Raw genomic sequence first — 22,021 nt, forward strand, 5'->3', positions numbered from 1 at the left:
TAAGTGGGTCGCACACTCTGGCGGGGAGAAAGGCATGTTTCACGGCGGGCTACTGGTTGCGGTATCGCTACTTTATATTGCCGTTTTATTTGGCATTGCTTGGTATGGTGATCGCCGCGCGCGTACCCATGGCGCCACCCGGCGGCGTCCGATCATTTATAGCCTGGCGCTGGCGATCTACTGTACCTCGTGGACGTTTTACGGCGCAGTGGGCCAGGCAGCCACCGCGGGCTGGTCGTTTGCGAGCATCTTCGTTGGCCCGATATTGACGTTTTTACTGTTCTGGCCGGTGTTGGCCAAAATGATCCGCGTCGCTAAACACCAAAACGTTACCTCAATTGCCGACTTTATCGCCTCCCGCTACGGTAAAACCCAGTCGCTGGCCGCCTTTGCCAGTCTGGTCGCCCTGGTCGGCACCCTGCCCTATATCGCGCTACAGCTGAAAGCGGTCTCCACAACCTTTAGTGTGCTCACCGACGCCTCCGATGTCACCCATACGCCGCTATTTGGCGATACGGCCTTCTACGTGGCCATTGTGATGGCCATCTTTGCGATTCTATTTGGTACTCGGCATACCGATGCCACCGAACACCACGAAGGCTTAATCCACGCCGTCGCGTTTGAGTCGTTGGTCAAACTGTTGGCCTTTGTCGTACTCGGCGCCTTTGTTACCTGGGGAATGTTTGGTGGTCTGGGTGAGCTGATGGGACACGCAGAGAGTCAACTTGAACTCCAGCGCCAGCTCGCCAATCAAGATTTTGGCCAGAGCTTCTGGGCGCAGACCCTGCTCGCCATGCTGGCGATTCTGTGTCTACCGCGCCAATTTCATGTGGCGGTGGTCGAGAACATTCACCCTGACGACGCCACCAAAGCCCGCTGGCTGTTCCCGCTTTATCTGCTCGCCATTGCATTTTTTGTAGTGCCCTTGGCCGGCGCTGGGCTGCTGCTGTTTTCCGAAAGCGGCGTAGAGCCCGATACCTATGTACTGGCGCTATCCATGGCCTCGGGCCACCAGTGGCTGACGCTACTCACCTTTATCGGCGGCTTCTCGGCGTCTACCGGCATGGTCATTGTGGCCGCGGTGGCGGTGTCGATCATGATCTCCAATGAAATTGTTATTCCAGCGCTGTTTCGGCTGCGTTGGTTTGATACCAAAGCCCGGGATTATGGTCGTCTGGTACTGCGTGCGCGGCGCTTAACCATTGTCGCCGTACTGGCCATGGCCTACGGCTTCTACCAACTGATTGCCGAGTTCACCTCGCTGGCCTCCATTGGCATGCTGTCGTTTGCCGCCGCCGCACAGTTTGCCCCTGCGGTGATTGGCGGGCTTTACTGGAAGCGCGGTAATCGGCTTGGGGTGATCGTCGGCATGAATGCGGGCTTTGCCATCTGGGCCTATAGCCTATTGCTACCCGCCATGATCAATGCCGGTGTTCTTCCGGCAATGTGGCTTGAGGGCGGCCCGCTGGGGCTTAACTGGCTATCGCCTACGGCACTGTTTGGGCTCAACTTGGGCGACAGCTTTACTCACGGCGTGATGCTGTCACTCGGGGTTAATCTGTTCTGCTACATTTTTGTTTCCCAGGTGACCTCGCAACGCGTGGTCGAGCGTATTCAGGCCTCACTGTTCGTGGATAGCGTGGAAACGCGTCAAACCTCAGTGAACCGCCCCTGGACCGGGGCGACCACCGTCGGCGACTTAAAAGTCCTCTGCGAACGCTTTCTGGGTGCCGGACAGGTGGATCGCGCCTTTGAAGATTACGCCCGTCGTGCTGGTAAACCGCTGGATGACGGCACCCGCGCCTCGATTGATATTATTCAGTTCACCGAACGCTTTCTGGCCTCGGTACTGGGTGCTTCATCGGCGCGTATCGTGGTTAACTCGGCGCTGCAGGGGCGCGGCATCGGCATTTCGGATGTAATCTCGATTGTCGACGAAGCCTCTCAGGTATTGGAGTTCAACCGAGCGCTGCTCCAGGCCACCATCGAGAATATCAATCAGGGCATCAGCGTTGTCGACCAGAACCTGCGTCTGGTGGTGTGGAACCAGCGCTACCTGGAGCTATTCCGCTTTCCTGACCACCTGATTCGTGTTGGCGCACCCATTGACCGCATCTTCCGCTACAACGCTCACAACGGCGAATATGGCCCGGGTGATCCAGAAGAGCACGTGCAGCTGCTACTCGACAATATTCGCGAAGGCCAACCCCACCGCTACGTGCGCTACCGCCAGGATGGCAGCGTGCTGGAAGTGCAGGGCAACCCTATGCCCGGCGGCGGCTTTGTGTATACCTATCAGGACATTACCCAACAGAAGCGGATCGAAGAGGCGCTGATTCGATCGGAAAACAATATTCGAATCTATACCGATAACGTGCCCGCGCTGATTGCTTACTTCGACAAAGAGTGCCGTTACCTGTTTACCAACCGCGCTTACGAGCAAGCCTTCAGCATTGACCGGAATGCGGTTATCGGCCGCCGCTTTGAAGATGTTCTGCAGGTTAAACAAGCAGAAGAACGCGCACCATGGGTCGCCCGTGCGTTGAACGGTGAGCGGGTCAGCTTTGAGGTGTCGCTGCGGGTAAACGACGCCATGCGCTATATGTTGGTGACTTACACGCCACACTTTGGTGACAGCCAGGCGATTCTGGGCTTCTTTGCGCTTTATCAGGATATTACCGAGCGCCGCCAGGCCGAAATAGCGCTTAAAGAGACCAACGAAACCCTTGAGGAGCGCGTGCGTGAACGTACCCAGGCGCTCTCGGAAGCCAACGCGGCATTGCGTCAGGAGAACCGTGTCCGCGCTGAGGCGGAGCTCGCCTTGCGCCAGGCTAAACAGCTAGCCGAAGATGCCAATGCCTCTAAAACGCGCTTTTTGGCGGCGGCCAGCCATGACTTGTTGCAGCCGCTTAACGCGGCACGGCTATTCACCTCCGCCTTAATGCAGAACGTGACCACCACCGATACCCAGCGCATTGTGGGTCATATCGATAACTCACTGCAGGCTGCTGAAGAGTTGCTCAGCACCCTGCTGGATATCTCCAAGCTGGACGCAGGCGCCCTAACGCCCCGCCGCAGTCACTTTGCCCTGGCGGATATCGTTCGCCCGCTACGCGCCGAGTTTGAGGTGATGGCAGATGACCGCGGATTGGACCTGGAGGTCGTACCTACCCATCTTTGGGTGGATTCCGATCCGCAGATGCTGCGACGTATCGTACAAAACTTCCTCTCCAATGCGATTCGTTACACCCAAGAGGGGCGCGTACTGCTGGGCTGCCGTCGCCAAAACGGCTGGCTCTCCATTGAAGTATGGGACAGCGGCCCCGGCATTCCTGAATCCAAACTCACCGAGATCTTTCAGGAATTCCGCCGCTTGGATCAGGTGTCTCGACACAAAGAGAGCGAGAAAGGGCTGGGGCTGGGGCTTTCGATTGCTGACCGCATGAGCCGCGTGTTGGATCACCCCATCAAAGTACGCTCCACGGTCGGTAAAGGGGCGGTTTTCTCCGTCAGCGTGCCGATCGTCACACCCCGTGAAGCCAGCGATACGGAGCTTGAGCCCCAGGCACGCCGCGGCACTCAAAAGCTTAGCGGCACGCGAATTGTATGTATCGATAACGAAACGCTGATCTTGGAAGGCATGACCGCCATGCTAAGCGGCTGGGGCTGTGAAGTGTTTACCGCCACCAGCATCGGTGGGGCCAAATCCATTCTACGTAACATGGATGGAGACCCGGACGCTATTCTGGCGGACTACCATCTGGACAATGAGGTTACCGGCTTAATGGCACTGGAAGCACTCAGTGAACGTCTTGAAGGAGCCGTACCTGGGATTGTGATTACCGCTGACCGCACTGAAGTGGTCGCCGAGGAGATAAAGCGGGCAGGCTATCAACTGCTGTTGAAACCCGTAAAACCGGCGGCGCTGCGAGCGCTATTAACACGCACGCTACAGGCCAATCGCGCGGCGCGCTAAGCGCCGCAGCTGGATTTAAGTGAATTGCGAACAGGGATTACGGTCAAGAAGAGCCCCGATCTGTGAGAATTTAGGAGACGACTTTCGGCGGTTCGACTTCCAGTTTCTGAGCAGCGATAACGGCCTGTGTGCGCGAGTGCACGCCAAGCTTGCGTAGAATCGCCGTAACGTGGGCCTTGATGGTCGCTTCAGAAACACTCAGTTCATAAGCGATCTGTTTATTCAGCAGGCCTTCGGTCAGCATATTCAGCACCCGAAACTGCTGGGGCGTTAATGAAGCGATCGCCTCGGCAAAGCGCGACTCTTCTTCGCTGGTCTCTTCCAGTACGTTGGCTAACGCCTCAGGCAACCATACTTCGCCCTGTAGAATTTCGCCGACGGCTTCAGCAATTAGCTGTAGAGACGATGATTTAGGGATAAAACCCGACGCGCCGTAGTCAATAGCACGACGCACGACGTAAGGTTCATCGCTGCCAGACACTACCGCAACGGGGATATCGGGCATCTGGCCGCGCAGTTGGATCAGGCCAGAGAAGCCGTGGGCTCCCGGCATGTGCAGATCCAGCAGAATCAAATCGGCATCTGGGTGGCGATTCACCACATCAGTGGTGGCTTCCATGGTATCCGCTTCGACAATTTCCGCCTGGGGGGCCAACTGGCGTAACGCTTGGGTCAGCGCTGCACGAAACAGCGGGTGATCGTCAGCGACGATAAACTTATGAGCTACTGCCATGGATATTCCTCCGGTTCCTCGATCAGCGGGGTTGTCTGCCGCCGCGACGCTAGGCTCTTACGGTTGTGAAGCATGGTACCCCATGGGCTTCATCATGCCCAAGCATCACATGCACAATTTATAATAGATCGTTCACACAAGTGAAACGCGTATCTATAAACGCATATCTATAAACACAACCGTGCCGACCTACTCAGGTCGGCACGGCTTTACGAGATAAACAGGCCTGATTAGGCTAAACAGCCTACGGCATTGTCGCCATTACTGATTGGCGCGATGCTCAATCAGCTCATCAACCACCGAAGGGTCGGCCAGCGTACTGGTATCGCCCAAGCCATCACACTCGTTGGCGGCAATCTTGCGCAGGATACGGCGCATGATTTTACCGGAGCGGGTTTTCGGCAAACCTGGCGCCCACTGGATGACATCTGGTGAAGCAATCGGGCCAATATCTTTACGCACCCACTGGGTCAGCTCTTTCTTGAGTTCGTCTGTCGCCTCGATACCATCATTCAGGGTGACATAGATATAGATGCCTTGTCCCTTAATATCGTGAGGAAAGCCAACAACGGCTGCTTCCGCAACGGCGCTATGCGCTACCAGAGAGGACTCAATCTCTGCGGTGCCCATACGGTGACCAGACACGTTCAGAACATCATCCACACGTCCCGTGATCCAGTAGTAGCCATCCTCATCGCGGCGACAGCCGTCACCCGTGAAGTACATACCGTCGTAGGTCGAGAAGTAGGTCTGAACATAGCGCTCATGGTCACCCCAAATAGAGCGCGCCTGACCCGGCCAAGCGTCAAGCATCACCAAGTTACCTTCAGTGGCGCCTTCCAGTATATTCCCTTCGTTATCGACCAGCGCGGGCTGCACGCCGAAGAACGGTACGGTCGCAGAACCCGGTTTAAGCGGCGTAGCACCCGGTAGCGGCGCAATCATGATGCCGCCGGTTTCGGTTTGCCACCAGGTATCCACGATCGGGCATTTTTCGTTGCCGATAACGCGGTAGAACCACTCCCAGGCTTCCGGGTTAATCGGTTCGCCCACGGAGCCCAACAGGCGCAGACTATCGCGCTTGCTAGAGTCCATGACATTGTCGCCATGGGCCATCAGAGCACGCACTGCGGTGGGCGCAGTATAGAGAATATTGACGTTGTGCTTATCAACGATCTCCCCCATACGACCATGGGTGGGATAGCTGGGGACGCCCTCAAACATCAGGGTAGTTGCACCGTTGGCCAGGGGTCCATAAACGATATAACTATGTCCAGTGACCCAGCCAACGTCTGCGGTGCACCAGTAAATTTCGCCCTCTTGATAGTCAAACACGTACTGGTGGGTCATGGCGGCGTAGGTCAGGTAGCCGCCAGTGGTGTGTTTCAAGCCTTTAGGCGCACCGGTAGAACCCGAAGTGTAGAGAATAAACAGTGGGTCTTCGGCGCCCATGGCTTCCGGTTCACACTCGCTTGACTGCTTGTCGACCAGCTCGTCAAACCAGACATCGCGGCCCTCTTTCCACTCAATCTCACCGCCGGTGCGCTTCACCACCAGGACGTTTTTGCACACATCGGTGCCGTCACGGGTCAGCGCGGCGTCCACATTCTCCTTGAGCGGCACGTGCTTGCCACCGCGCACGGACTCATCGGCGGTAATCACCAATTTGGAGTCGGCGCCAATGACCCGCTGGGCAACGGCGTCCGGCGAGAAGCCGCCAAAGACAACCGAGTGAACGGCCCCGATGCGCGAACAGGCAAGCATCGCCATGGCCGCTTCGGGAATCATCGGCATATACAGCGTGACGGTATCGCCTTTACCGATGCCCAGCTCTTTCAGCGCGTTAGCCAGCTGATTCGTACGGGCATAGAGTTCGCGATAGGTAATATGTTTGGACTCATCGGGGTTGTCGCCTTCCCAAATGATTGCCGTCTGATCGCCGCGTTTATCCAGATGGCGGTCAAGGCAGTTGGCGCTGACGTTCAGTAGACCATCCTCAAACCAACGAATATCGACATTGTCACGCGCAAAGGAGGTATTTTTGATTTTGCTGGGCGCTTTAATCCAGTCGAGCCGCTTGGCCTGTTCAGACCAGAAGCCTTCCGGGTCGTCTATCGACTGCTGATACATGGCCTCATATTTGGCTTTATCGGCCCAGGCATTGGCGGCGAAATCGTCGCGCACCGGATAGACGTTCTGTTGATCGCTCATAAAATTGCCTCTGTCCGTGAAAATGCACTCTCTAAGAAACTGTAGTCGATACGATTATTTATGGGCTTATTGGTCATTATCAGGAGTATCGACTGACATTAATGTTCCCCTAGCATAAACCTCCTCGCGCGGGCTTCCCCTTAGACATTGGTATTATCATTTTTTATTTAAAAAACAAACATTTATAAACGAATCACAAATCAACTTCCGGCCTGTAGACCAATGTCTTAGCGCAGTGTCGACAACGGTAATGACGCCCGTTTACCACTAAAGCATGACGTCTCGGGGTAAATTGATGAAAGCGGCAATCGCACTGGTAACGATAAGGTGCGGACTGCGCCTGCTTAATATCAAACCGATGGGTCACGCTGGGAACTAAGCCGAAAAGGTCGCGCATGACCGTTTTCCATTCGCGGCCATGAGGTTTTAAACGCGGGCCATTGTCCAAATGAAACACCAGCCAGTGAGCCATTTCGTGGGGAATCACCTCATCAAAAAACGCCGTCCGGTTTTCACTCAGCAGTACTGGATTAAAACGCAGGCCACCGTGGCCAAGGTGCGCCTGCCCAGCCGAAGCGCCACGCAGGTTAAACCACACGTTTGGGGCTGGCAGCGCAGGGCATACTTCACAGCAGCGCTGCCACGCCTGTTCAACGCGAGTAAGCGTGGCTCGATGCAGCTCTGTTTCCGACATGGCCGCCAATTCAGTGGCAGGCCAAGGAGGCAGTGGTGACGTCTTCATTAGTGATAAACTAGCCGTTATAGGTAACCATTGATGAACATTTGTATTAACGAGGCTTTACTCATGGCAGAGCGCAGCGATACGCCTGAAACGAACACGCCACCACAGCCACTGCTTGAGGATGAGCAGCTGGATAGACTGGACGACTTCCTCGACTCTGATCAAGTCGACGAAGATGCTCTGGATCTCATCTCCGCCCATGGCTTTTTAGTCGCCCTTGCCGTGGCACCCAGCGAAGTGCCGCCGACTCAGTGGCTGGCTGAGCTGTTTCAGGGCGAGCCGCGCTACGCCGACGACGCCGAGCGTGATGAGATTATCACCCTCCTCACGCTACTGCGTGACAATGCGGTGGCGGTACTCGAGCAAGGCGGCTTGCCTGAATTGCCGTTTGAGCTAACGCTGGGTGGTGAACCCGCCGAGGAAACCCCCATTGGCGACTGGTGTGCGGGCTTTATGGAGGGTGTCTTCAGCGACGAGAGCGCCTGGTTCCAGGACGATGAAGAGGCCGCCGCCGCCCTCTTGCTGCCGTTTATGCTGCTCTCCGGCCTGTTCGACGAAGAGCCTGACTTGGCCGAGCTGGCTAAGGATCAAGCGCGTCAGGAGTCTCTCGTGGTGCAACTGCCAGAGCTCGTCCTGGATCTTTACCTGCATTACCGCGTGCCGCCGGAAACCCCCAAACCCAAGCCACGCAAGAAAACGCCCGCCAAGGGCAAGAAACGCTAGTGCTATCAGTAGCCCTCATTTGAGCCGCGTGATGATTCCATCCAGTAATCCATAGATCCACTCTTTGGCGCGCTGGCCCCAGGGGCGCGCCGCCCAGGCCGCTGCATCCACCTCCTGGCTGGCGGCAAAGTTACGCTCAAATAGTTCGCGTACTTCCGCCGCTAGTTGTGGGTCCATCGCTTCTTGGTTTGCTTCTAGGTTCCAGTGCAAATTCCAGTGATCAAAGTTACACGAACCAATGCTGACCCACTCATCGGCAAGCACGAATTTGGCATGGATAAAGGTGGGCTGAAACTCATAAATACGTACGCCCGCTTTCAGCAACGAATGGTAGAAACGTTGGCCGGCAAAACGCACGCCGGGGTGGTCATGCTTTGCCCCAGGCAGCAGTAAGCGTACGTCAATTCCGCGTCGGGCGGCACGAACCAAGCGCCGACGTAGCGCGAAGGTCGGCACAAAATAGGGGGTACACAGCCATAGCTGATTTTGGGCATGATTAACACGCTCATGCAGTGAATGGCGAATGGCCTGGTATCGATAGCCTCGTGCCGACATCGCACGCCCAGGTACGCCATTGGCATGCGCTCGAGGTTCACGCCGATCAGGCAACGCCCCCACGCTTTTATCGCCTTTCTCATTGCGGGTTAGCCGCGAGTTCCAAAGCCGCCGGAAAAGCTGCTCCCAGTCAGCCACCACGGGGCCATCAATACGCAGCGCAATCTCATACCAGGCATTGAGAAACTCATCTACCGCACCAAAGCCACCGGTAAACGCAAGTTCGCCGTCAATCACGACTATTTTGCGGTGATCGCGGCTTAAATTAAGTGTTAAGGAGTGAAAACCGATCGGGTTAAAAAAGCGCAGCTGTACGCCGCCAGCTCTCAACCGCTGACGATCCTCGTTGGAAAGACCCATCGAGCCATACCCATCCAGCAGTAAATAGACGCTGACGCCGCGCTGAACAGCATCAATAAGCGCATCACTGACTTGATCCGCAAGCTCTCCCGACTCCATCAAATAGAGTTCGACCAACACATAGTGACGAGCACTATGTACTGCTTCAAACATGGCTGGCAGAAAGCGCGAAGCTTCCGGCAGCAGCGTAAATCGATTTCCTTCTCGCCACGCTTGCAGCATGGGTGCTCCTTGCATTGCCACTGAGCTATCTCGCGTCAGGGCTATCTCACTTGAGGACTATCTCATTTCAGCACTATCTCATTTCAGTACTATCTGAGCACTGGACTAACGCACTAATGAACGATGGACATACAGATCGTAGCGGCTGGTTTTACCCTCTAGGGTGTGCTGCGGCGCAGGGCCACCGATAGGCGGTGCTTTACGTGGGCGCTTTACCACCACGCGATGAGTCGCCACATCCAGCGCCGCTTCAAGCAGACGCGGAGCGTCGTCATCATCACCCGCTAGCTCACGAAACAGACGCATCTCTTTTTTTACCAAGGCCGATTTTTCACGATGGGGAAACATCGGATCGAGATGAATTACCTGAGGCGCAAAATGAGCGCTGGCGACAAGCTCCACCAGGGATTGAGCCGCATCACCATGGCGCAGCGTCATGCGGGCGGCAATGTCTGCCGTGTCGCTATGCCTGGCGGCGCGCGCCAGGCCATCGCCCAGCAGCGCTGCAATAGCCGCAACCCGCTCAATCAACAGCACCTGGGCGCCTAGACTGGCCAGCACAAACGCATCGCGGCCTAGCCCTGCCGTTGCATCGACAATGCTGGGTGACACGCCCTTGGCTAGCCCACAAGCCTTGGCGACTAGCTGCCCCCGCCCACCGCCAAAGCGTCGACGATGGGCCGCTTTGCCCGCCACAAAATCGACGCTGAGCGGCTTACCGTAGCGTTTTTCATCACCGACTAGTGCCAATCCTTCTTCGTCCTGCACCAAGCGAAGGCCGTCAGGCAGCACGATGCTTTCAACATCGCTCTTCCCAAAGCTCATGCGGGCTTTTTCCAAGCGACATCGTTACGCAGATATACCGGTTGAACCAAATGCGCCGACTGACCCAACCCAGCGGCAAAGTCACGCGCCGCCAGCCACGCCATCTCTTCGGCGCGGGGCTCTAAATCACCCAAATGCTGAGGCATGCTTAGCTGCACATCGACAGTAAAGCGATCCCATAGCGAAAAGCCGCTGCCCACGCCTACCCAGTCGGTTTCGTCGCCGGGCAGTCGCAGTGCCTCAGGCGCCAGCACGGCCTCGGCGCTCATCGGCGTAATAGTGTCTTTCAGGCAGTGCCAGGTCGCGGCATATACCTCGCCCATGCGGGCATCCAACGCTGTCACCACGTGGCGGAGGTGATAACGGCGATGGGCCTGAAGGGCCAGCGCTTCCAGCGTAGAGATCCCCAGTAGCGGGCAGTCGAGGCCAAATGCCAGCCCTTGGGCTGCGCCCGCCGCGATACGCAGTCCGGTAAACGAACCTGGGCCACGACCAAATGCGACGGCATCAAGCTGGGAAGGCGTTACCTGCGCTACAGCAAGCACTTCATCCACCATCGGCAGCAACCGACGGGTATGGGCTCTGGGCGTCATTTCAAAACGCGCTAGGCACTCAGACCCCGCATCGTCTTGACTCAGCAGAGCCACGGAGCAAGCGCTAGATGAAGCGTCAAGGGCAAGCAGATGTAACGGCATAGCAAGTGGCCACTCGAAAGAAAGATTGCGACATTATACCTTTGTCAGGCTATCACGACGATGGCCCGCCTAAGCGGGCCATCCCAAATGCAAAAAATGCGAAAGATGCTTAAAACCGGTGCCATTAGCCAATAGCGTGTATTAACTGAGCGCTTCTTTTACCTGGCGAGTGATATCGGTCACGCTGCCTACGCCTTCAATGCGGTGATATTGGGGAGCGCTCTGCGGATCCTGGGCGGCCCACTGCTGATAGTAATCAACCAACGGAGCGGTTTGATCGTGATAAACCGACAGACGATTGCGCACCGTGGACTCTTGATCATCCTCACGCTGGATAAGCGTTTCGCCAGTGACATCATCTTTGCCCGGCTCTTTGGGCGGATTGTGCTCAACGTGATAAACCCGACCAGACGCCTGGTGAACACGACGTCCCGCTAAGCGGTTAACGATCTCTTCATCGGGTACCGCAATTTCCACCACGTGATCCAGCTTAACGCCGCCCTCTTTCATGGCATCAGCCTGCGGAATCGTGCGCGGGAAGCCATCGAACAGAAAGCCATTTTCGCAGTCTGGCTGGCTAATACGCTCTTTGACCAGATCGATGATGATGTCGTCAGACACCAAGCCACCGCTGTTCATGATCTCTTTTACTTTTAGGCCTAGCTCAGTGCCATCTTTAATGGCAGTGCGCAGCATATCCCCGGTGGAAATTTGAGGAATCTTAAATTGCTCGCAAATAAACTGAGCTTGAGTCCCCTTCCCCGCGCCGGGGGCACCCAACAGGATTAAACGCATGGCTCTGCTCCTTGAAAGTCTTAGTATGAAAAATGAGTATGAAAAATGAGTATGAAAAATCTGTTAACCGACAATAACCGCGCCTCTCAGGCGACACAACTCCCCAAAAGCCTGAGAGACCCGCTTTTATTTCAATTTTTTTAAATTAAAACAGCCAAATGCCGTAAAACTACCACTTTGGTCGACCTACTAGCCATTTAGCAAACACAAGCGGCGCCCATAAGGGCGCCGCTTGTGAAAGCACATCGCTAACCGTTACAGCAGTAAGCGACGAATATCGGTCAATACATCTGCCAGGAAGGCAGTGAATCTTGCTGCATCGGCGCCGTTGATCGCACGGTGATCGTAGGAGAGCGATAGTGGCATCATTAGGCGCGGCTGGAAGGCACCACCATCCCATACCGGCTTCATTTGCGCCTTAGAGACACCCAAAATAGCCACTTCCGGCGCATTGACGATCGGCGTAAACGCCGTGCCACCTATCGAACCGAGGCTCGAAATAGTGAAACAGCCACCGGTCATCTCGTCGCGTTTGAGCTTTTTGGTCTGTGCTTTCTTGCCCAGCTCCGCCATCTCCTTGGCAATCTCGACCAGGGATTTCTTGTCGGCGTCACGCACAACGGGCACCATCAGGCCATCGGGCGTATCAACAGCGATACCAATATGGACATAGTTCTTCCATACCAGAGTTTCGCCATCGCCCTTCAAGCTGACGTTGAACTGCGGGAATTTACGCAGCGCAAAGGCACAGGCTTTGACCATAAACGGCAGCGGCGTTAGCTTGGCACCCTGCGCTTCCACTTCGGCTTTCATCGCCTTACGGAAGGCTTCAAGCTCAGTAATGTCCGCTTCGTCGAACTGCGTGACGTGGGGCACATTGAGCCAGCTGCGATGCAGGTTGGTGGCGCCCATTTTAAGCAGGCGACCCATCGGTTTCTCTTCCACTTCACCAAACTGGCTAAAGTCGACTTCTGGAATTGCCGGGATACCCGCACCACCGGTGGCCGCGGCTGCCGCGCCTGGCTGGGCTTTGCCTTGATTGGCAATCGCCTGCTTCACGTAAGACTGCACGTCTTCTTTAACGACGCGATCTTTCGGGCCGCTGGGTTTTACCAACCCTAAATCGACGCCTAGTTCACGGGCCAGCATTCGCACCGCCGGGCCGGCGTGAACCAGCTTCCCATCGCGAGGCTTATGGGCTGCCATCTGAGCTTCCGGGCTGGGCGTACCTGACGGCGACTCCGAAGGCTTGGCGCTGCCCTTGCTCTCCTGACTGTCACTGCTCTGCTTGGTTTTTTCTGGGGCAGCTTTTTTCGGTGCCGCTTTTTTGGCACCAGCCACTTCCATATAGCCAATTACATCGCCTTCAGAGACGGTGTCGCCCTCTTTTACCGTCAGCTCAAGAAGCTTGCCTTTGTACGGGCTAGGGACGTCCATAGAGGCTTTATCAGACTCTAAGGTAATCAGCGGGTCTTCTTCATTTACCTCGTCACCTGCCGCCACGCCAATCTCAATAATCGGCACGTCAGAAGCGCCAGAAAGATCCGGCACGCGAATTTCTTTGCGCTCCGGCTCGCCGCTAGCGGCCTCTTCCTGATCGTCTTCGTCAGCGGACTCTTCCGGCTCACTGCTGGCCTGGCTAGTGGTTGGCTCTTCAGGGGCGTCTTCGCTTTCGTCGCCGCCTTCGCCCGCAATCTCCATCTGACCGATTACGTCGCCTTCGGAGACGCTGTCGCCTTCTTTCACCGTGAAGCTAACGATTTTACCGCTGTAGGGGCTGGGTACATCCATGGAGGCTTTGTCAGACTCCAGGGTAATCAGCGTATCTTCGGCTTCAACCTCATCACCTTCACTTACGGCGACTTCGATAATTTCGACGCTGTCAGCACCACCGAGATCCGGAACTTTAATATCAACGGTTTGCTTACCACCGGCTGCTTTTTTAGCCGCTGGCTTCTGCTCTTGAGACGCCTCTTTCGGCTGCTCTTCTTTTGCAGGGGCTGCTTCTGGCTCGGCGTCATCGCTGCTAGACGCTTCGCTGTTACCGTCGTCCTCGCCTTCAACTTCCAGCTCTACGATATCGTCACCTTCGGAAACGCTATCGCCTTCTTTGACCAGCACTTTGATGACCTTGCCACCTTTCGGGGCCGGTACGTCCATGCTGGCTTTGTCAGATTCCAGAGTGATCAGGGTGTCTTCCGCTTCAATGACGTCGCCTTCTGACACCGCAATCTCGATGATTTCGACATCGGTATCGCCACCGATATCGGGAACTTTGATGATTTCGCTACTCAAGGTCGCGCTCCTTCCAAATCGGATCGAGCCGGTGGGCGTTCGCCCACCGGGCAGCGGTTTAGCTAGTCAGCGGGTTAGGCTTATTGGCGTCAATGCCGTACTTCTTCAGCGCTTCGCCGACAAGCTTGCGATCAATCTCGCCGCGATCAGCCAGCGCACGCAGCGCTGCTACAGTGACGAAGTAACGATCTACTTCGAAGAAGTAGCGAAGCTTCTCGCGGGTATCTGAACGGCCAAAGCCATCGGTACCCAGTACAGTGTAGTCACCCGGCACCCAGGCGCGCACCTGATCCGCATATAGCTTCATGTAATCGGTTGAAGCGATAACCGGGCCATCGCGCCCTTCCAGGCACTTGGTGACGTGAGGCTTATTGGCCTCCGCATCTGGGCTTAGGAAGGCTTCACGGTCGAGCAAAAGCGCTTCTCGGCGGAGCTCGTTAAAGCTGGTCACGCTCCAGATATCGGCACCGATGCCCCAATCGTTCTCAAGCAGCGTGGCCGCCTCTTCGACTTCGCGCAGAATGGTGCCAGAACCCAGCAGCTGAACGCGGCCTTTGTCGCCCTTGGTTTCGCGCAGCAGGTACATACCTTTGACGATATCGTCGACCGGTACATTTTCCAGCGCAGGGTGCTCGTAGTTTTCGTTCATCACTGTCAGGTAGTAGAAGCAGTTCTCCTTATCGGTGAACATGCGCTTCAGACCATCCTGTACAATAACGGCCACTTCATGAGCATATGTCGGGTCGTAGCTGCGGCAGTTAGGAATGGTGGAGGCCTGAATCAGGCTGTGGCCATCCTGGTGCTGCAGGCCTTCGCCGTTAAGCGTGGTGCGCCCTGCGGTGCCGCCGACCATAAAGCCACGGGCTTGCAGGTCACCCGCCGCCCAGGCCAGATCGCCGATGCGCTGGAAGCCAAACATCGAGTAGTAGATGTAGAACGGCAGTAGCGTGACGTTGTTGTTGCTGTAGGAGGTCGCCGCGGCGATCCAGGCCGACATCGCGCCCGCTTCAGTAATACCTTCTTCAAGGATCTGGCCTTTCTGATCCTCGCGGTAGAACATGATCTGGCCTTTATCCACCGGCTCGTACTTCTGACCTTCCGAAGTGTAGATACCCAACTGGCGGAACATGCCTTCCATACCGAAGGTGCGCGCTTCGTCAGGAATAATCGGTACTACTTTCTTGCCCAGCGTCTTATCTTTGACCAGGCCGTTAAGTACCCGCACAAACGCCATGGTAGTCGAGACTTCACGACCTTTCGAACCACCCATTTGCGAGGCAAAGGTCTTGTCTTCGAGGCTGGGGATCTCCAGGGCCTCGAAGTCGCTTTGACGGCTGGGTAGGTAGCCGCCCAGACGCTCGCGCTGCAGATGCATATACTTGAGCTCGGGAGAGTCATCTTCCGGCTTGTAATACGGCACGTCTTTGAGCTGCTCGTCGGTTAACGGAATACCGAAGCGATCGCGGAAGGTCTTGAGTGCTTCGTACTCCATACTCTTGACCTGGTGCGCTTCGTTGGCCGCTTCGCCATCGCCGCTACCCATGCCGTAGCCTTTAACGGTGTGCGCCAGGATGACCGTGGGCTTGCCGTTGGAGGTGTTAACCGCTTCGTTATACGCCGCGTAAACCTTGAACGGATCGTGACCGCCGCGGTTGAGCTTCCAGATATCTTCGTCAGAGAGGTCTTTGACCATCGCTTCGGTTTCTGGATACTTGCCAAAGAAGTGCTCGCGGGTGTAAGCGCCACCGTTGGCTTTGTAGTTCTGGTACTCGCCATCGACCGCTTCGTCCATACGTTTCTGAAGGATGCCTTTCTTATCCTTCTCGAACAGCGGATCCCAGTGACGACCCCAGACCACCTTAATCACGTTCCAGCCAGCACCACGGAAGACGCCTTCGAATTCGTCCATAACACGCGAGTTACCGCGCACAGGACCGTCGAGGCGCTGCAGGTTGCAGTTGATAACGAAGATCAGGTTATCGAGATTTTCGCGGCCGGCCAGAGAAATGGCACCGAGGGATTCCGGCTCATCACACTCGCCATCGCCCATGAAGCACCAGATCTTGCGGTCATACATATCTTTCAGCTCACGGTGATGGAGGTACTTCATCACGTGCGCTTGATAAATTGCCTGAATCGGCCCGAGACCCATAGAAACCGTGGGGAACTGCCAATAGTCCGGCATCAACCACGGGTGCGGGTAAGAAGAGAGACCATCGCCATCGACTTCCTGGCGGAATTTGTCCATCTGCTCTTCGCTCAGGCGCCCTTCCAAATAGGAACGTGCGTAGATGCCCGGCGCCACATGACCCTGGATATACACCAAATCACCGGCAAAATCGCCCTGGGGCGCGCGGAAAAAGTGGTTAAAGCCCACGTCATATAACGTGGCAGATGACATGAAGCTGGCAATGTGACCGCCCAAGCCCGGCTTGGCGCGATTGTTGCGAATAACCTGTGCAATAGCGTTGTAGCGGATCAAAGAGCGAATACGGCGCTCCATGAACAGATCGCCAGGCATCGGTGCTTCGCGGTGAACCGGAATAGTATTTCGGTGCGGGGTTGTCACCGAGAAGGGCACCTTCATCCCGTCCCGGCGCAGGCGATCCGCCAAGCGGGTCATCAGGTAGCGGGCACGATCTTCGCCCTCACGATCCAATACCGACTCTAGGGAATCAATCCATTCCGTAGTTTCGATCGGATCGAGATCTTCTCTTGTCTCCAGACTCATAGAGGTCTCTCCGAATGACGATAAATGACAATAAGCCCCGCCACCCTGAAGGGCCTGGGGCAGCGGCGTGGAATACGACCACCCGCCAACACGCTGCCGGTGAATCAACACCAGATAGGGTTTTTAGCTCTATATTCAACAAGCTACGTGTTTATGATGTAGTAAAACTACATAAATGTCGTAAAAGTTAGTCTTTTGTATATGCGAAGATACCGCAAAGTCGCCACGCTGCCAATTCCGTCGCGACGGAAAAGCCTATCGAAAACAAACTACTGCACTGCAACATAAGCATTCCCTAGAGTATTAGCTGACTCCACTAACAGATCATAAATTGTAATTAAACTACCGTTTTATTCTATGATAGTGAAAGACTTACATAATATGCTAACGCCCAGCTCGCAACGCTAGCCGCTGCTGAAAATATGCCCAGTCAAACGCCGGGCCTGGGTCAGTTTTACGCAGCGGCGCCACATGAGCATGGCTGGTTATGCGGCGACTATGTAACTGTGGGTAGCGCTCCATCAGCCACACTGTCGCCTCTACCAGAGCGTTATACTGGGCTTTGGTGTAGGGCGTAATGTCATCCCCCTCAAGCTCAATACCCACCGAGAAATCGTTCAGCGCCGTCCGCCACCTTACTTGATGAGCATCCCACCAGCAGGAGCGCCCTGCATGCCATGCACGTTGATCTGTATCAACAAATTGAACGCATTCACCGTCGCGACGTATTAGAAAATGCGCGGAAACTCGGAGGTGGGCAATTTCAGCAAAAAACGGGTGCTCACCTACTGCCAGCTGATTGGTGAACAGCGCCTCAATAGCATCTCCGCTAAACTCGCCGGGAGGCAAGCTAATTGCATGGAGGAGTAGCAGCGACACATCATCGGCGGGTCTAGTATCGCAGTTGGGTGAGACGACCTGTCGTGCCGTTGTCCACCAGTTGCCAAGGGATTGTTTCTCTTCCACGCGCAAGGCCTCCTCTACGTTAGCGCTCTCTTTCACTATAATGTCTATTACACTCGACGACGTTCAGAGAACTCACTGTCATGCATTATCAATCCGCTCTTGCTGAAGAAATCCGCGCCAGCGCTGCTCGCCTGTTGGCAGAAGACGTCGGTCCGGGTGATATTACCGCGCAATTGATCCCTGAACACCAATGGGCCACCGCCGATATTATTACCCGTGAAACCGCCATATTGTGCGGCGCTGCCTGGGTGGATGAAATATTTCGCCGTTTGGATAACCGTGTAAGCCTACGCTGGAAAGCTGCCGACGGTGATCAGCTTACCGCAGGCCAGTGCTTTTTAACCCTGGAAGGCCCTGCCCGCACCCTGCTAACCGGCGAACGCGCGGCCCTCAATGTGCTGCAAACGTTGTCTGCCACCGCTACCGCCACTCGCGCTTACGTGGACTTGATTGAAGGCACGGGCGTACGCTTGCTCGATACCCGTAAAACCCTTCCCGGGATGCGCTTGGCGCAAAAATATGCCGTCACTTGCGGTGGCGGTCATAACCATCGTATTGGGCTATGGGATGCGTTCTTGATTAAAGAGAACCACATTGCTGCCTGCGGGGGCATCCAGGCGGCGGTTGCCCAGGCGCGCAAGCTGGCCAGCGACCTGCCTGTGGAAGTGGAGGTAGAAACCTTTGAGGAACTGGATCAGGCGCTGGCAGCGGGTGTCGATATTGTCATGCTTGATAATTTTGCTATCGAAGACCTGCACGTTGCCGTCGAAATCAATGGTGGTCGAGCCACCTTAGAAGCATCAGGCAATGTGGACGACGCAACGCTACGGGCAATCGCCGACACCGGCGTTGACTGTATCTCTAGCGGTGCGTTGACCAAGGATATCGCCTCAATCGACCTTTCCATGCGCATTACCCGCAGCTATACCGTGTGACGTTAGTAATTATTTCAGATGCCTAGGTTTCGACGGCATTTAACGGTTTAGAAAGCTTATAACGCTGCAGTCGCTCCCCGCTTCGCTCGACCCACTCCTCGCCGTGGTTTTCCCAGCCACGGCGCATCAGGCGCTCATAGAGCATAGTACTGGCCTCTATTTCGACCCTTCCAAGCCCCTGCTCTAGCAGCAAGCGCTCAGCGTGTACCAGCAGCGTGGTGCCAATGCCACGTCCGGTCAACGAGGGCCATACATAAAGCGTTTCCACCCGCCCGGCGGCTAAATCTAACTCTAGAAAGCCCACGCAGCGCCCATCGCAGGTGGCAATCAAAGTGTTGTAGAGCGCCTGCCGCACTCTCCAAGCATTGCCTTCCCGGGGCAAAGCATTGGCCCAGGCCCGCCGCTCATCCAACGTGTAGTGGGTAGCAGCACCCTGCATAACGGCGTGGTAAAACACTTCCGCCTGATCGGCGGCATCGCGCGCCAGCGCTGCGCGATACATAATGCGCGCACTCGCTGGCATTGGCTGCTCCTCAATATTACTCATGCATCACCTTTGCGCTGTTCAACTAACATTTGATCAAGCCGCATTCGATCACACCCTATTTGGTCACGCTTGAGCCGTTGGCCTGCTTTATACTACTTCCTGGCTTCGTGCTTCGTGGCTTTACACGATGGGGACCAACCCTATATAGATCAACTTTAGCAAAAGGCAGTGTGATGGACGATGCCCCTAACAGCGAGCATTTTACGCTGAGGCCCATTGGCCACGTAATCAGTGACTACCCTGATAAATTTGGTATTCCGCGCCAGCCGGGGCTTGCACCCGCTGCCAATGCCTGCTTGGTGCTTACGCCCCCCTACAACGATCCTCTTGCGGTGCGCGGCCTTGAAGACTTCAGCCACCTTTGGCTAAGCTTTATTTTTCACCAGAGCCCTGATCGCTGGTCGCCACTCGTCAGGCCACCGCGCTTGGGCGGCAATAAAAAAGTGGGGGTATTCGCCAGTCGCAGCACCCACCGTCCGAATCGCTTGGGGCTGTCACTGGTTAAACTCACTGGCATCAACACCCTGCAAGGCGTGGTGTTGGAGCTGCAGGGCTGCGACTTGGTTAGCGGCACGCCCGTCGTTGATATCAAACCCTACCTACCCTGGGCCGACTCCCAGCCTAACGCCCAGGCCGGTTTTGCGCCTCAGCCACCGTCACTCATGGCGGTGTCGTTTCACCCTGCGGCACTGGACACCCTCGCCCAACGTCCAGACAGTGCCTCTCTGTATGCATTAATTGAGCAGGTGCTACGCCAGGATCCAAGACCCGCCTACAAGCAACAAGGGAGTGCTTCTGATCGACTTTATGGGGTAAGGCTGCGAGATGTGGACATTAAATTTTGCCCTCGCCAAAAAGGCGAAGCCACCACCTTAGAGGTGATGGCTATCGAACCTTACGCCGAGCAATAAGCCAACGAGAGCGGCTTAAGCGGGAAAGCTAATACCTAGGCGACGGCCTACTTCTTCGTAGGCCTCGATCACACCGCCCAACCCTTGACGGAAGCGGTCCTTATCGAGTTTTTCCCGGGTATTGGCATCCCATAGACGGCAGCCATCAGGGGAGAACTCATCCCCCAGTACAACCTCGCCTTTGAACACACCAAACTCAAGCTTGTAATCCACCAGCAGCATATCGCCAGCGGCGAACAGCGCCTTGAGAATATGATTAACCTTAAAGGTTAGTGCTTTCATTTTAGCCAACTGCTCAGGCGTCGCCCAGCCGAACGTCTCGGCCAGAGATTCATTGATCATCGGGTCGCCCTTCTCGTCATTCTTTAAGAACAGCTCGAAGGTAGGGGGTGTTAGTGCAATACCCTCTTCCACGCCTAACCGCTTTACCAAACCACCCGCAGCGATATTGCGCACTACGCACTCCACCGGGATCATCTGCATCTTTTTGACCAGACTCTCCGTGTTAGAGAGCTGCTTTTCAAAGTGGGTGGGAATGCCCGCTTCCTGCAGTCGCTCCATAATGAAGGCGTTAAAGATGTTGTTGACCATCCCTTTACGGGCCAGCGACTCCATTTTTTTGCCATCAAAGGCGCTGGTGTCATCACGAAAATTGAGCACCAACAAATCCGGATCGTCGGTGGTATACACAGATTTCGCCTTACCGGCGTAGAGTTCTTGGCGCTTTTCCATGGGGGCTCCGTAAGGGATCAAGAATCAATTAAATTAACGTAAATAACCGGAGACACGCTCAAGCAGCTCGCGCTGATCGTCGGCGCTGAATGCCCGTTCACTGGCGTTAATGGCACGCAGAATCGTCTTGTCGCCGTCAGGCTGTAGGGCAAGACGGATCTCTTGCGACATCTTGCGCACGTCCGCGCTGAACACAATTTGTAGCGGGTTACGATTACGCTCAGTCTCGGTCATATATTCAATCATGAATTCGTGACTAGCCGGATCGGCGGCCAGCAAATCACGCTGCCCTTCCTGAGCAAAATCCAGTTCCAGATAGTGGTTCAGCTCTGCCCAAACGCGGTCAACGGGCTGCGGAATTACAACTTCCCACTCTTCACCCTGCTGACGAATTTGCATTGTCTGCTCGTCGGTGAGGCGCTGAGCGGTCCAGGAAGATGACACGCTGGCGGATGCGCTGCGCGCACTTAGATGGCTTTCCAGCGCCTCTAGGCAGCTCGCCATGGTTTGCCCGCCACGCTCACAGCGAACTTCACTGCTGCCCGCACGCAGCGCACTTTGTAAACGTATTTCCGCCTGGGAAGTCACAATAATGCCCCGGGAAGCACTACTCTCCTGGACGGCTAACTGACGGCTACGTACAAACTCTTCCAACTGCGGCCACACCGTACCGGTGTCAGCAGCCACCACAAGCCAAGCCTGATCGCCGACTTCACGACGCTCGACATACTCAGGCTCTAACCCACTGCCAATGGCCAGCGATTGGGGCGGGCGAATTTCTGCCGCTTCGTCAAGCCGTGTTCCTTGGGTGGCGGCTTGAGGAACCGGCAGCGCATCGCGGTATCGTTGAGCATCACGGGTCTCCGGCAACACTAGAGGCGGTGCCGGGGCGGCTTCGGTGTAGTCCAAGTTACGGTCGTGATAAAAACCATCTCGCGCGCAACCAGATAGCGCGACAGCCGCTGCAAGTGCCAGCGGAACCCATTTAAGCGCACGTATTTCAAGCACAGAGCTCATCAAGCCACCTTAAGTCAACAAATCAGGTACCCAGCTCAGCGAAAAGCGAG

17 protein-coding genes are annotated in these 22,021 nt (G+C 55.7%); 4 read left to right on the plus strand and 13 right to left on the minus strand.

Annotated features, from left to right (window positions below; genetic code table 11):
* Window positions 1–34: 34 nt before the first annotated feature.
* A complete protein-coding gene (locus AC5TBW_RS14945) occupies window positions 35–3,976 on the plus strand; it encodes a hybrid sensor histidine kinase/response regulator (protein WP_495509323.1) in 3,942 nt (1,313 codons plus the stop codon).
* Window positions 3,977–4,046: 70 nt separating this feature from the next.
* On the opposite strand, the gene AC5TBW_RS14950 is transcribed toward AC5TBW_RS14945, so the two are convergent.
* From AC5TBW_RS14950 to AC5TBW_RS14960, 3 genes are all read right to left on the minus strand, one after another.
* Entirely contained in the window at window positions 4,047–4,709 is a 663-nt protein-coding gene (locus AC5TBW_RS14950) for a response regulator (RefSeq protein ID WP_007113812.1), read from the minus strand.
* 261 nt (window positions 4,710–4,970) lie between these two features.
* A complete protein-coding gene (gene acs, locus AC5TBW_RS14955; protein WP_495509324.1) occupies window positions 4,971–6,920 on the minus strand; it encodes an acetate--CoA ligase in 1,950 nt (649 codons plus the stop codon).
* Between the two features lie 193 nt (window positions 6,921–7,113).
* On the minus strand, window positions 7,114–7,662 hold the full coding sequence (locus tag AC5TBW_RS14960; protein ID WP_495509325.1) for a SprT family zinc-dependent metalloprotease: 549 nt from the start codon (window positions 7,660–7,662) through the stop codon (window positions 7,114–7,116).
* Between the two features lie 63 nt (window positions 7,663–7,725).
* On the opposite strand from AC5TBW_RS14960, the gene AC5TBW_RS14965 reads away from it, so the two are divergent.
* Window positions 7,726–8,385 carry a YecA/YgfB family protein gene (locus tag AC5TBW_RS14965; RefSeq protein ID WP_495509326.1) on the plus strand — a complete coding sequence of 220 codons (660 nt, stop codon included), beginning with the start codon at window positions 7,726–7,728 and terminating at the stop codon, window positions 8,383–8,385.
* A 15-nt stretch (window positions 8,386–8,400) separates the two neighbouring features.
* Here the strand turns inward: AC5TBW_RS14965 and AC5TBW_RS14970 are convergent, their stop codons facing one another.
* From AC5TBW_RS14970 to ampD, 7 genes are all read right to left on the minus strand, one after another.
* Window positions 8,401–9,522: a phospholipase D-like domain-containing protein gene (locus AC5TBW_RS14970; RefSeq protein ID WP_495509327.1), complete on the minus strand. Its 1,122-nt coding sequence runs from the start codon at window positions 9,520–9,522 to the stop codon at window positions 8,401–8,403.
* Between the two features lie 105 nt (window positions 9,523–9,627).
* The gene (locus AC5TBW_RS14975) at window positions 9,628–10,347 is read right to left on the minus strand and encodes a class I SAM-dependent methyltransferase (RefSeq protein ID WP_495509328.1); all 720 of its coding nucleotides are present in this window, start codon (window positions 10,345–10,347) and stop codon (window positions 9,628–9,630) included.
* Window positions 10,344–11,042, minus strand: a complete 699-nt coding sequence (gene tsaB / locus AC5TBW_RS14980; protein ID WP_495509329.1) for a tRNA (adenosine(37)-N6)-threonylcarbamoyltransferase complex dimerization subunit type 1 TsaB — start codon at window positions 11,040–11,042, stop codon at window positions 10,344–10,346. The genes AC5TBW_RS14975 and tsaB overlap by 4 nt, the downstream gene beginning before the upstream one ends.
* Before the next feature lie 141 nt (window positions 11,043–11,183).
* A complete protein-coding gene (adk, locus tag AC5TBW_RS14985) occupies window positions 11,184–11,837 on the minus strand; it encodes an adenylate kinase (RefSeq protein ID WP_495509330.1) in 654 nt (217 codons plus the stop codon).
* A 255-nt stretch (window positions 11,838–12,092) separates the two neighbouring features.
* Window positions 12,093–14,132 carry a pyruvate dehydrogenase complex dihydrolipoyllysine-residue acetyltransferase gene (aceF, locus tag AC5TBW_RS14990; RefSeq protein ID WP_495509331.1) on the minus strand — a complete coding sequence of 680 codons (2,040 nt, stop codon included), beginning with the start codon at window positions 14,130–14,132 and terminating at the stop codon, window positions 12,093–12,095.
* A gap of 58 nt (window positions 14,133–14,190) precedes the next feature.
* Window positions 14,191–16,863, minus strand: a complete 2,673-nt coding sequence (gene aceE / locus AC5TBW_RS14995) for a pyruvate dehydrogenase (acetyl-transferring), homodimeric type (protein WP_495509332.1) — start codon at window positions 16,861–16,863, stop codon at window positions 14,191–14,193.
* 384 nt (window positions 16,864–17,247) lie between these two features.
* Window positions 17,248–17,829, minus strand: a complete 582-nt coding sequence (ampD, locus tag AC5TBW_RS15000; RefSeq protein ID WP_495509333.1) for a 1,6-anhydro-N-acetylmuramyl-L-alanine amidase AmpD — start codon at window positions 17,827–17,829, stop codon at window positions 17,248–17,250.
* Window positions 17,830–17,909: 80 nt separating this feature from the next.
* Here ampD and nadC point away from each other — a divergent pair, with 80 nt between their 5' ends.
* The gene (gene nadC / locus AC5TBW_RS15005; protein WP_495509334.1) at window positions 17,910–18,764 is read left to right on the plus strand and encodes a carboxylating nicotinate-nucleotide diphosphorylase; all 855 of its coding nucleotides are present in this window, start codon (window positions 17,910–17,912) and stop codon (window positions 18,762–18,764) included.
* Window positions 18,765–18,786: 22 nt separating this feature from the next.
* Here nadC and AC5TBW_RS15010 read toward each other — a convergent pair whose 3' ends face one another.
* Window positions 18,787–19,311, minus strand: a complete 525-nt coding sequence (locus AC5TBW_RS15010) for a GNAT family N-acetyltransferase (protein WP_495509335.1) — start codon at window positions 19,309–19,311, stop codon at window positions 18,787–18,789.
* Window positions 19,312–19,484: 173 nt separating this feature from the next.
* On the opposite strand from AC5TBW_RS15010, the gene tsaA reads away from it, so the two are divergent.
* Complete coding sequence (tsaA, locus tag AC5TBW_RS15015) at window positions 19,485–20,222, plus strand: tRNA (N6-threonylcarbamoyladenosine(37)-N6)-methyltransferase TrmO (RefSeq protein WP_495509336.1); 738 nt, start codon at window positions 19,485–19,487, stop codon at window positions 20,220–20,222.
* A 15-nt stretch (window positions 20,223–20,237) separates the two neighbouring features.
* Here tsaA and purC read toward each other — a convergent pair whose 3' ends face one another.
* Together purC and AC5TBW_RS15025 are read right to left on the minus strand one after the other, a co-directional pair.
* A complete protein-coding gene (gene purC, locus AC5TBW_RS15020; protein ID WP_495509337.1) occupies window positions 20,238–20,954 on the minus strand; it encodes a phosphoribosylaminoimidazolesuccinocarboxamide synthase in 717 nt (238 codons plus the stop codon).
* Window positions 20,955–20,987: 33 nt separating this feature from the next.
* On the minus strand, window positions 20,988–21,971 hold the full coding sequence (locus AC5TBW_RS15025; RefSeq protein ID WP_495509338.1) for a lipoprotein, NlpB: 984 nt from the start codon (window positions 21,969–21,971) through the stop codon (window positions 20,988–20,990).
* Window positions 21,972–22,021: the final 50 nt, after the last annotated feature.

It is taken from the genome of Vreelandella sp. ssv, assembly GCF_059448525.1.

Coding starts and splice junctions, on each gene's coding strand:
- aceE (WP_495509332.1), bottom strand. CDS start 16,863: ATGAGTCTGGAGACAAGAGAAGATCTCGATCCGATCGAAACTACGGAA.
- AC5TBW_RS15010 (WP_495509335.1), bottom strand. CDS start 19,311: ATGAGTAATATTGAGGAGCAGCCAATGCCAGCGAGTGCGCGCATTATG.
- AC5TBW_RS14975 (WP_495509328.1), bottom strand. CDS start 10,347: ATGAGCTTTGGGAAGAGCGATGTTGAAAGCATCGTGCTGCCTGACGGC.
- AC5TBW_RS14960 (WP_495509325.1), bottom strand. CDS start 7,662: ATGAAGACGTCACCACTGCCTCCTTGGCCTGCCACTGAATTGGCGGCC.
- AC5TBW_RS14965 (WP_495509326.1), top strand. CDS start 7,726: ATGGCAGAGCGCAGCGATACGCCTGAAACGAACACGCCACCACAGCCA.
- nadC (WP_495509334.1), top strand. CDS start 17,910: ATGCATTATCAATCCGCTCTTGCTGAAGAAATCCGCGCCAGCGCTGCT.
- adk (WP_495509330.1), bottom strand. CDS start 11,837: ATGCGTTTAATCCTGTTGGGTGCCCCCGGCGCGGGGAAGGGGACTCAA.
- purC (WP_495509337.1), bottom strand. CDS start 20,954: ATGGAAAAGCGCCAAGAACTCTACGCCGGTAAGGCGAAATCTGTGTAT.
- tsaB (WP_495509329.1), bottom strand. CDS start 11,042: ATGCCGTTACATCTGCTTGCCCTTGACGCTTCATCTAGCGCTTGCTCC.
- AC5TBW_RS14970 (WP_495509327.1), bottom strand. CDS start 9,522: ATGCTGCAAGCGTGGCGAGAAGGAAATCGATTTACGCTGCTGCCGGAA.
- AC5TBW_RS14945 (WP_495509323.1), top strand. CDS start 35: ATGTTTCACGGCGGGCTACTGGTTGCGGTATCGCTACTTTATATTGCC.
- tsaA (WP_495509336.1), top strand. CDS start 19,485: ATGGACGATGCCCCTAACAGCGAGCATTTTACGCTGAGGCCCATTGGC.
- AC5TBW_RS15025 (WP_495509338.1), bottom strand. CDS start 21,971: ATGAGCTCTGTGCTTGAAATACGTGCGCTTAAATGGGTTCCGCTGGCA.
- acs (WP_495509324.1), bottom strand. CDS start 6,920: ATGAGCGATCAACAGAACGTCTATCCGGTGCGCGACGATTTCGCCGCC.
- AC5TBW_RS14950 (WP_007113812.1), bottom strand. CDS start 4,709: ATGGCAGTAGCTCATAAGTTTATCGTCGCTGACGATCACCCGCTGTTT.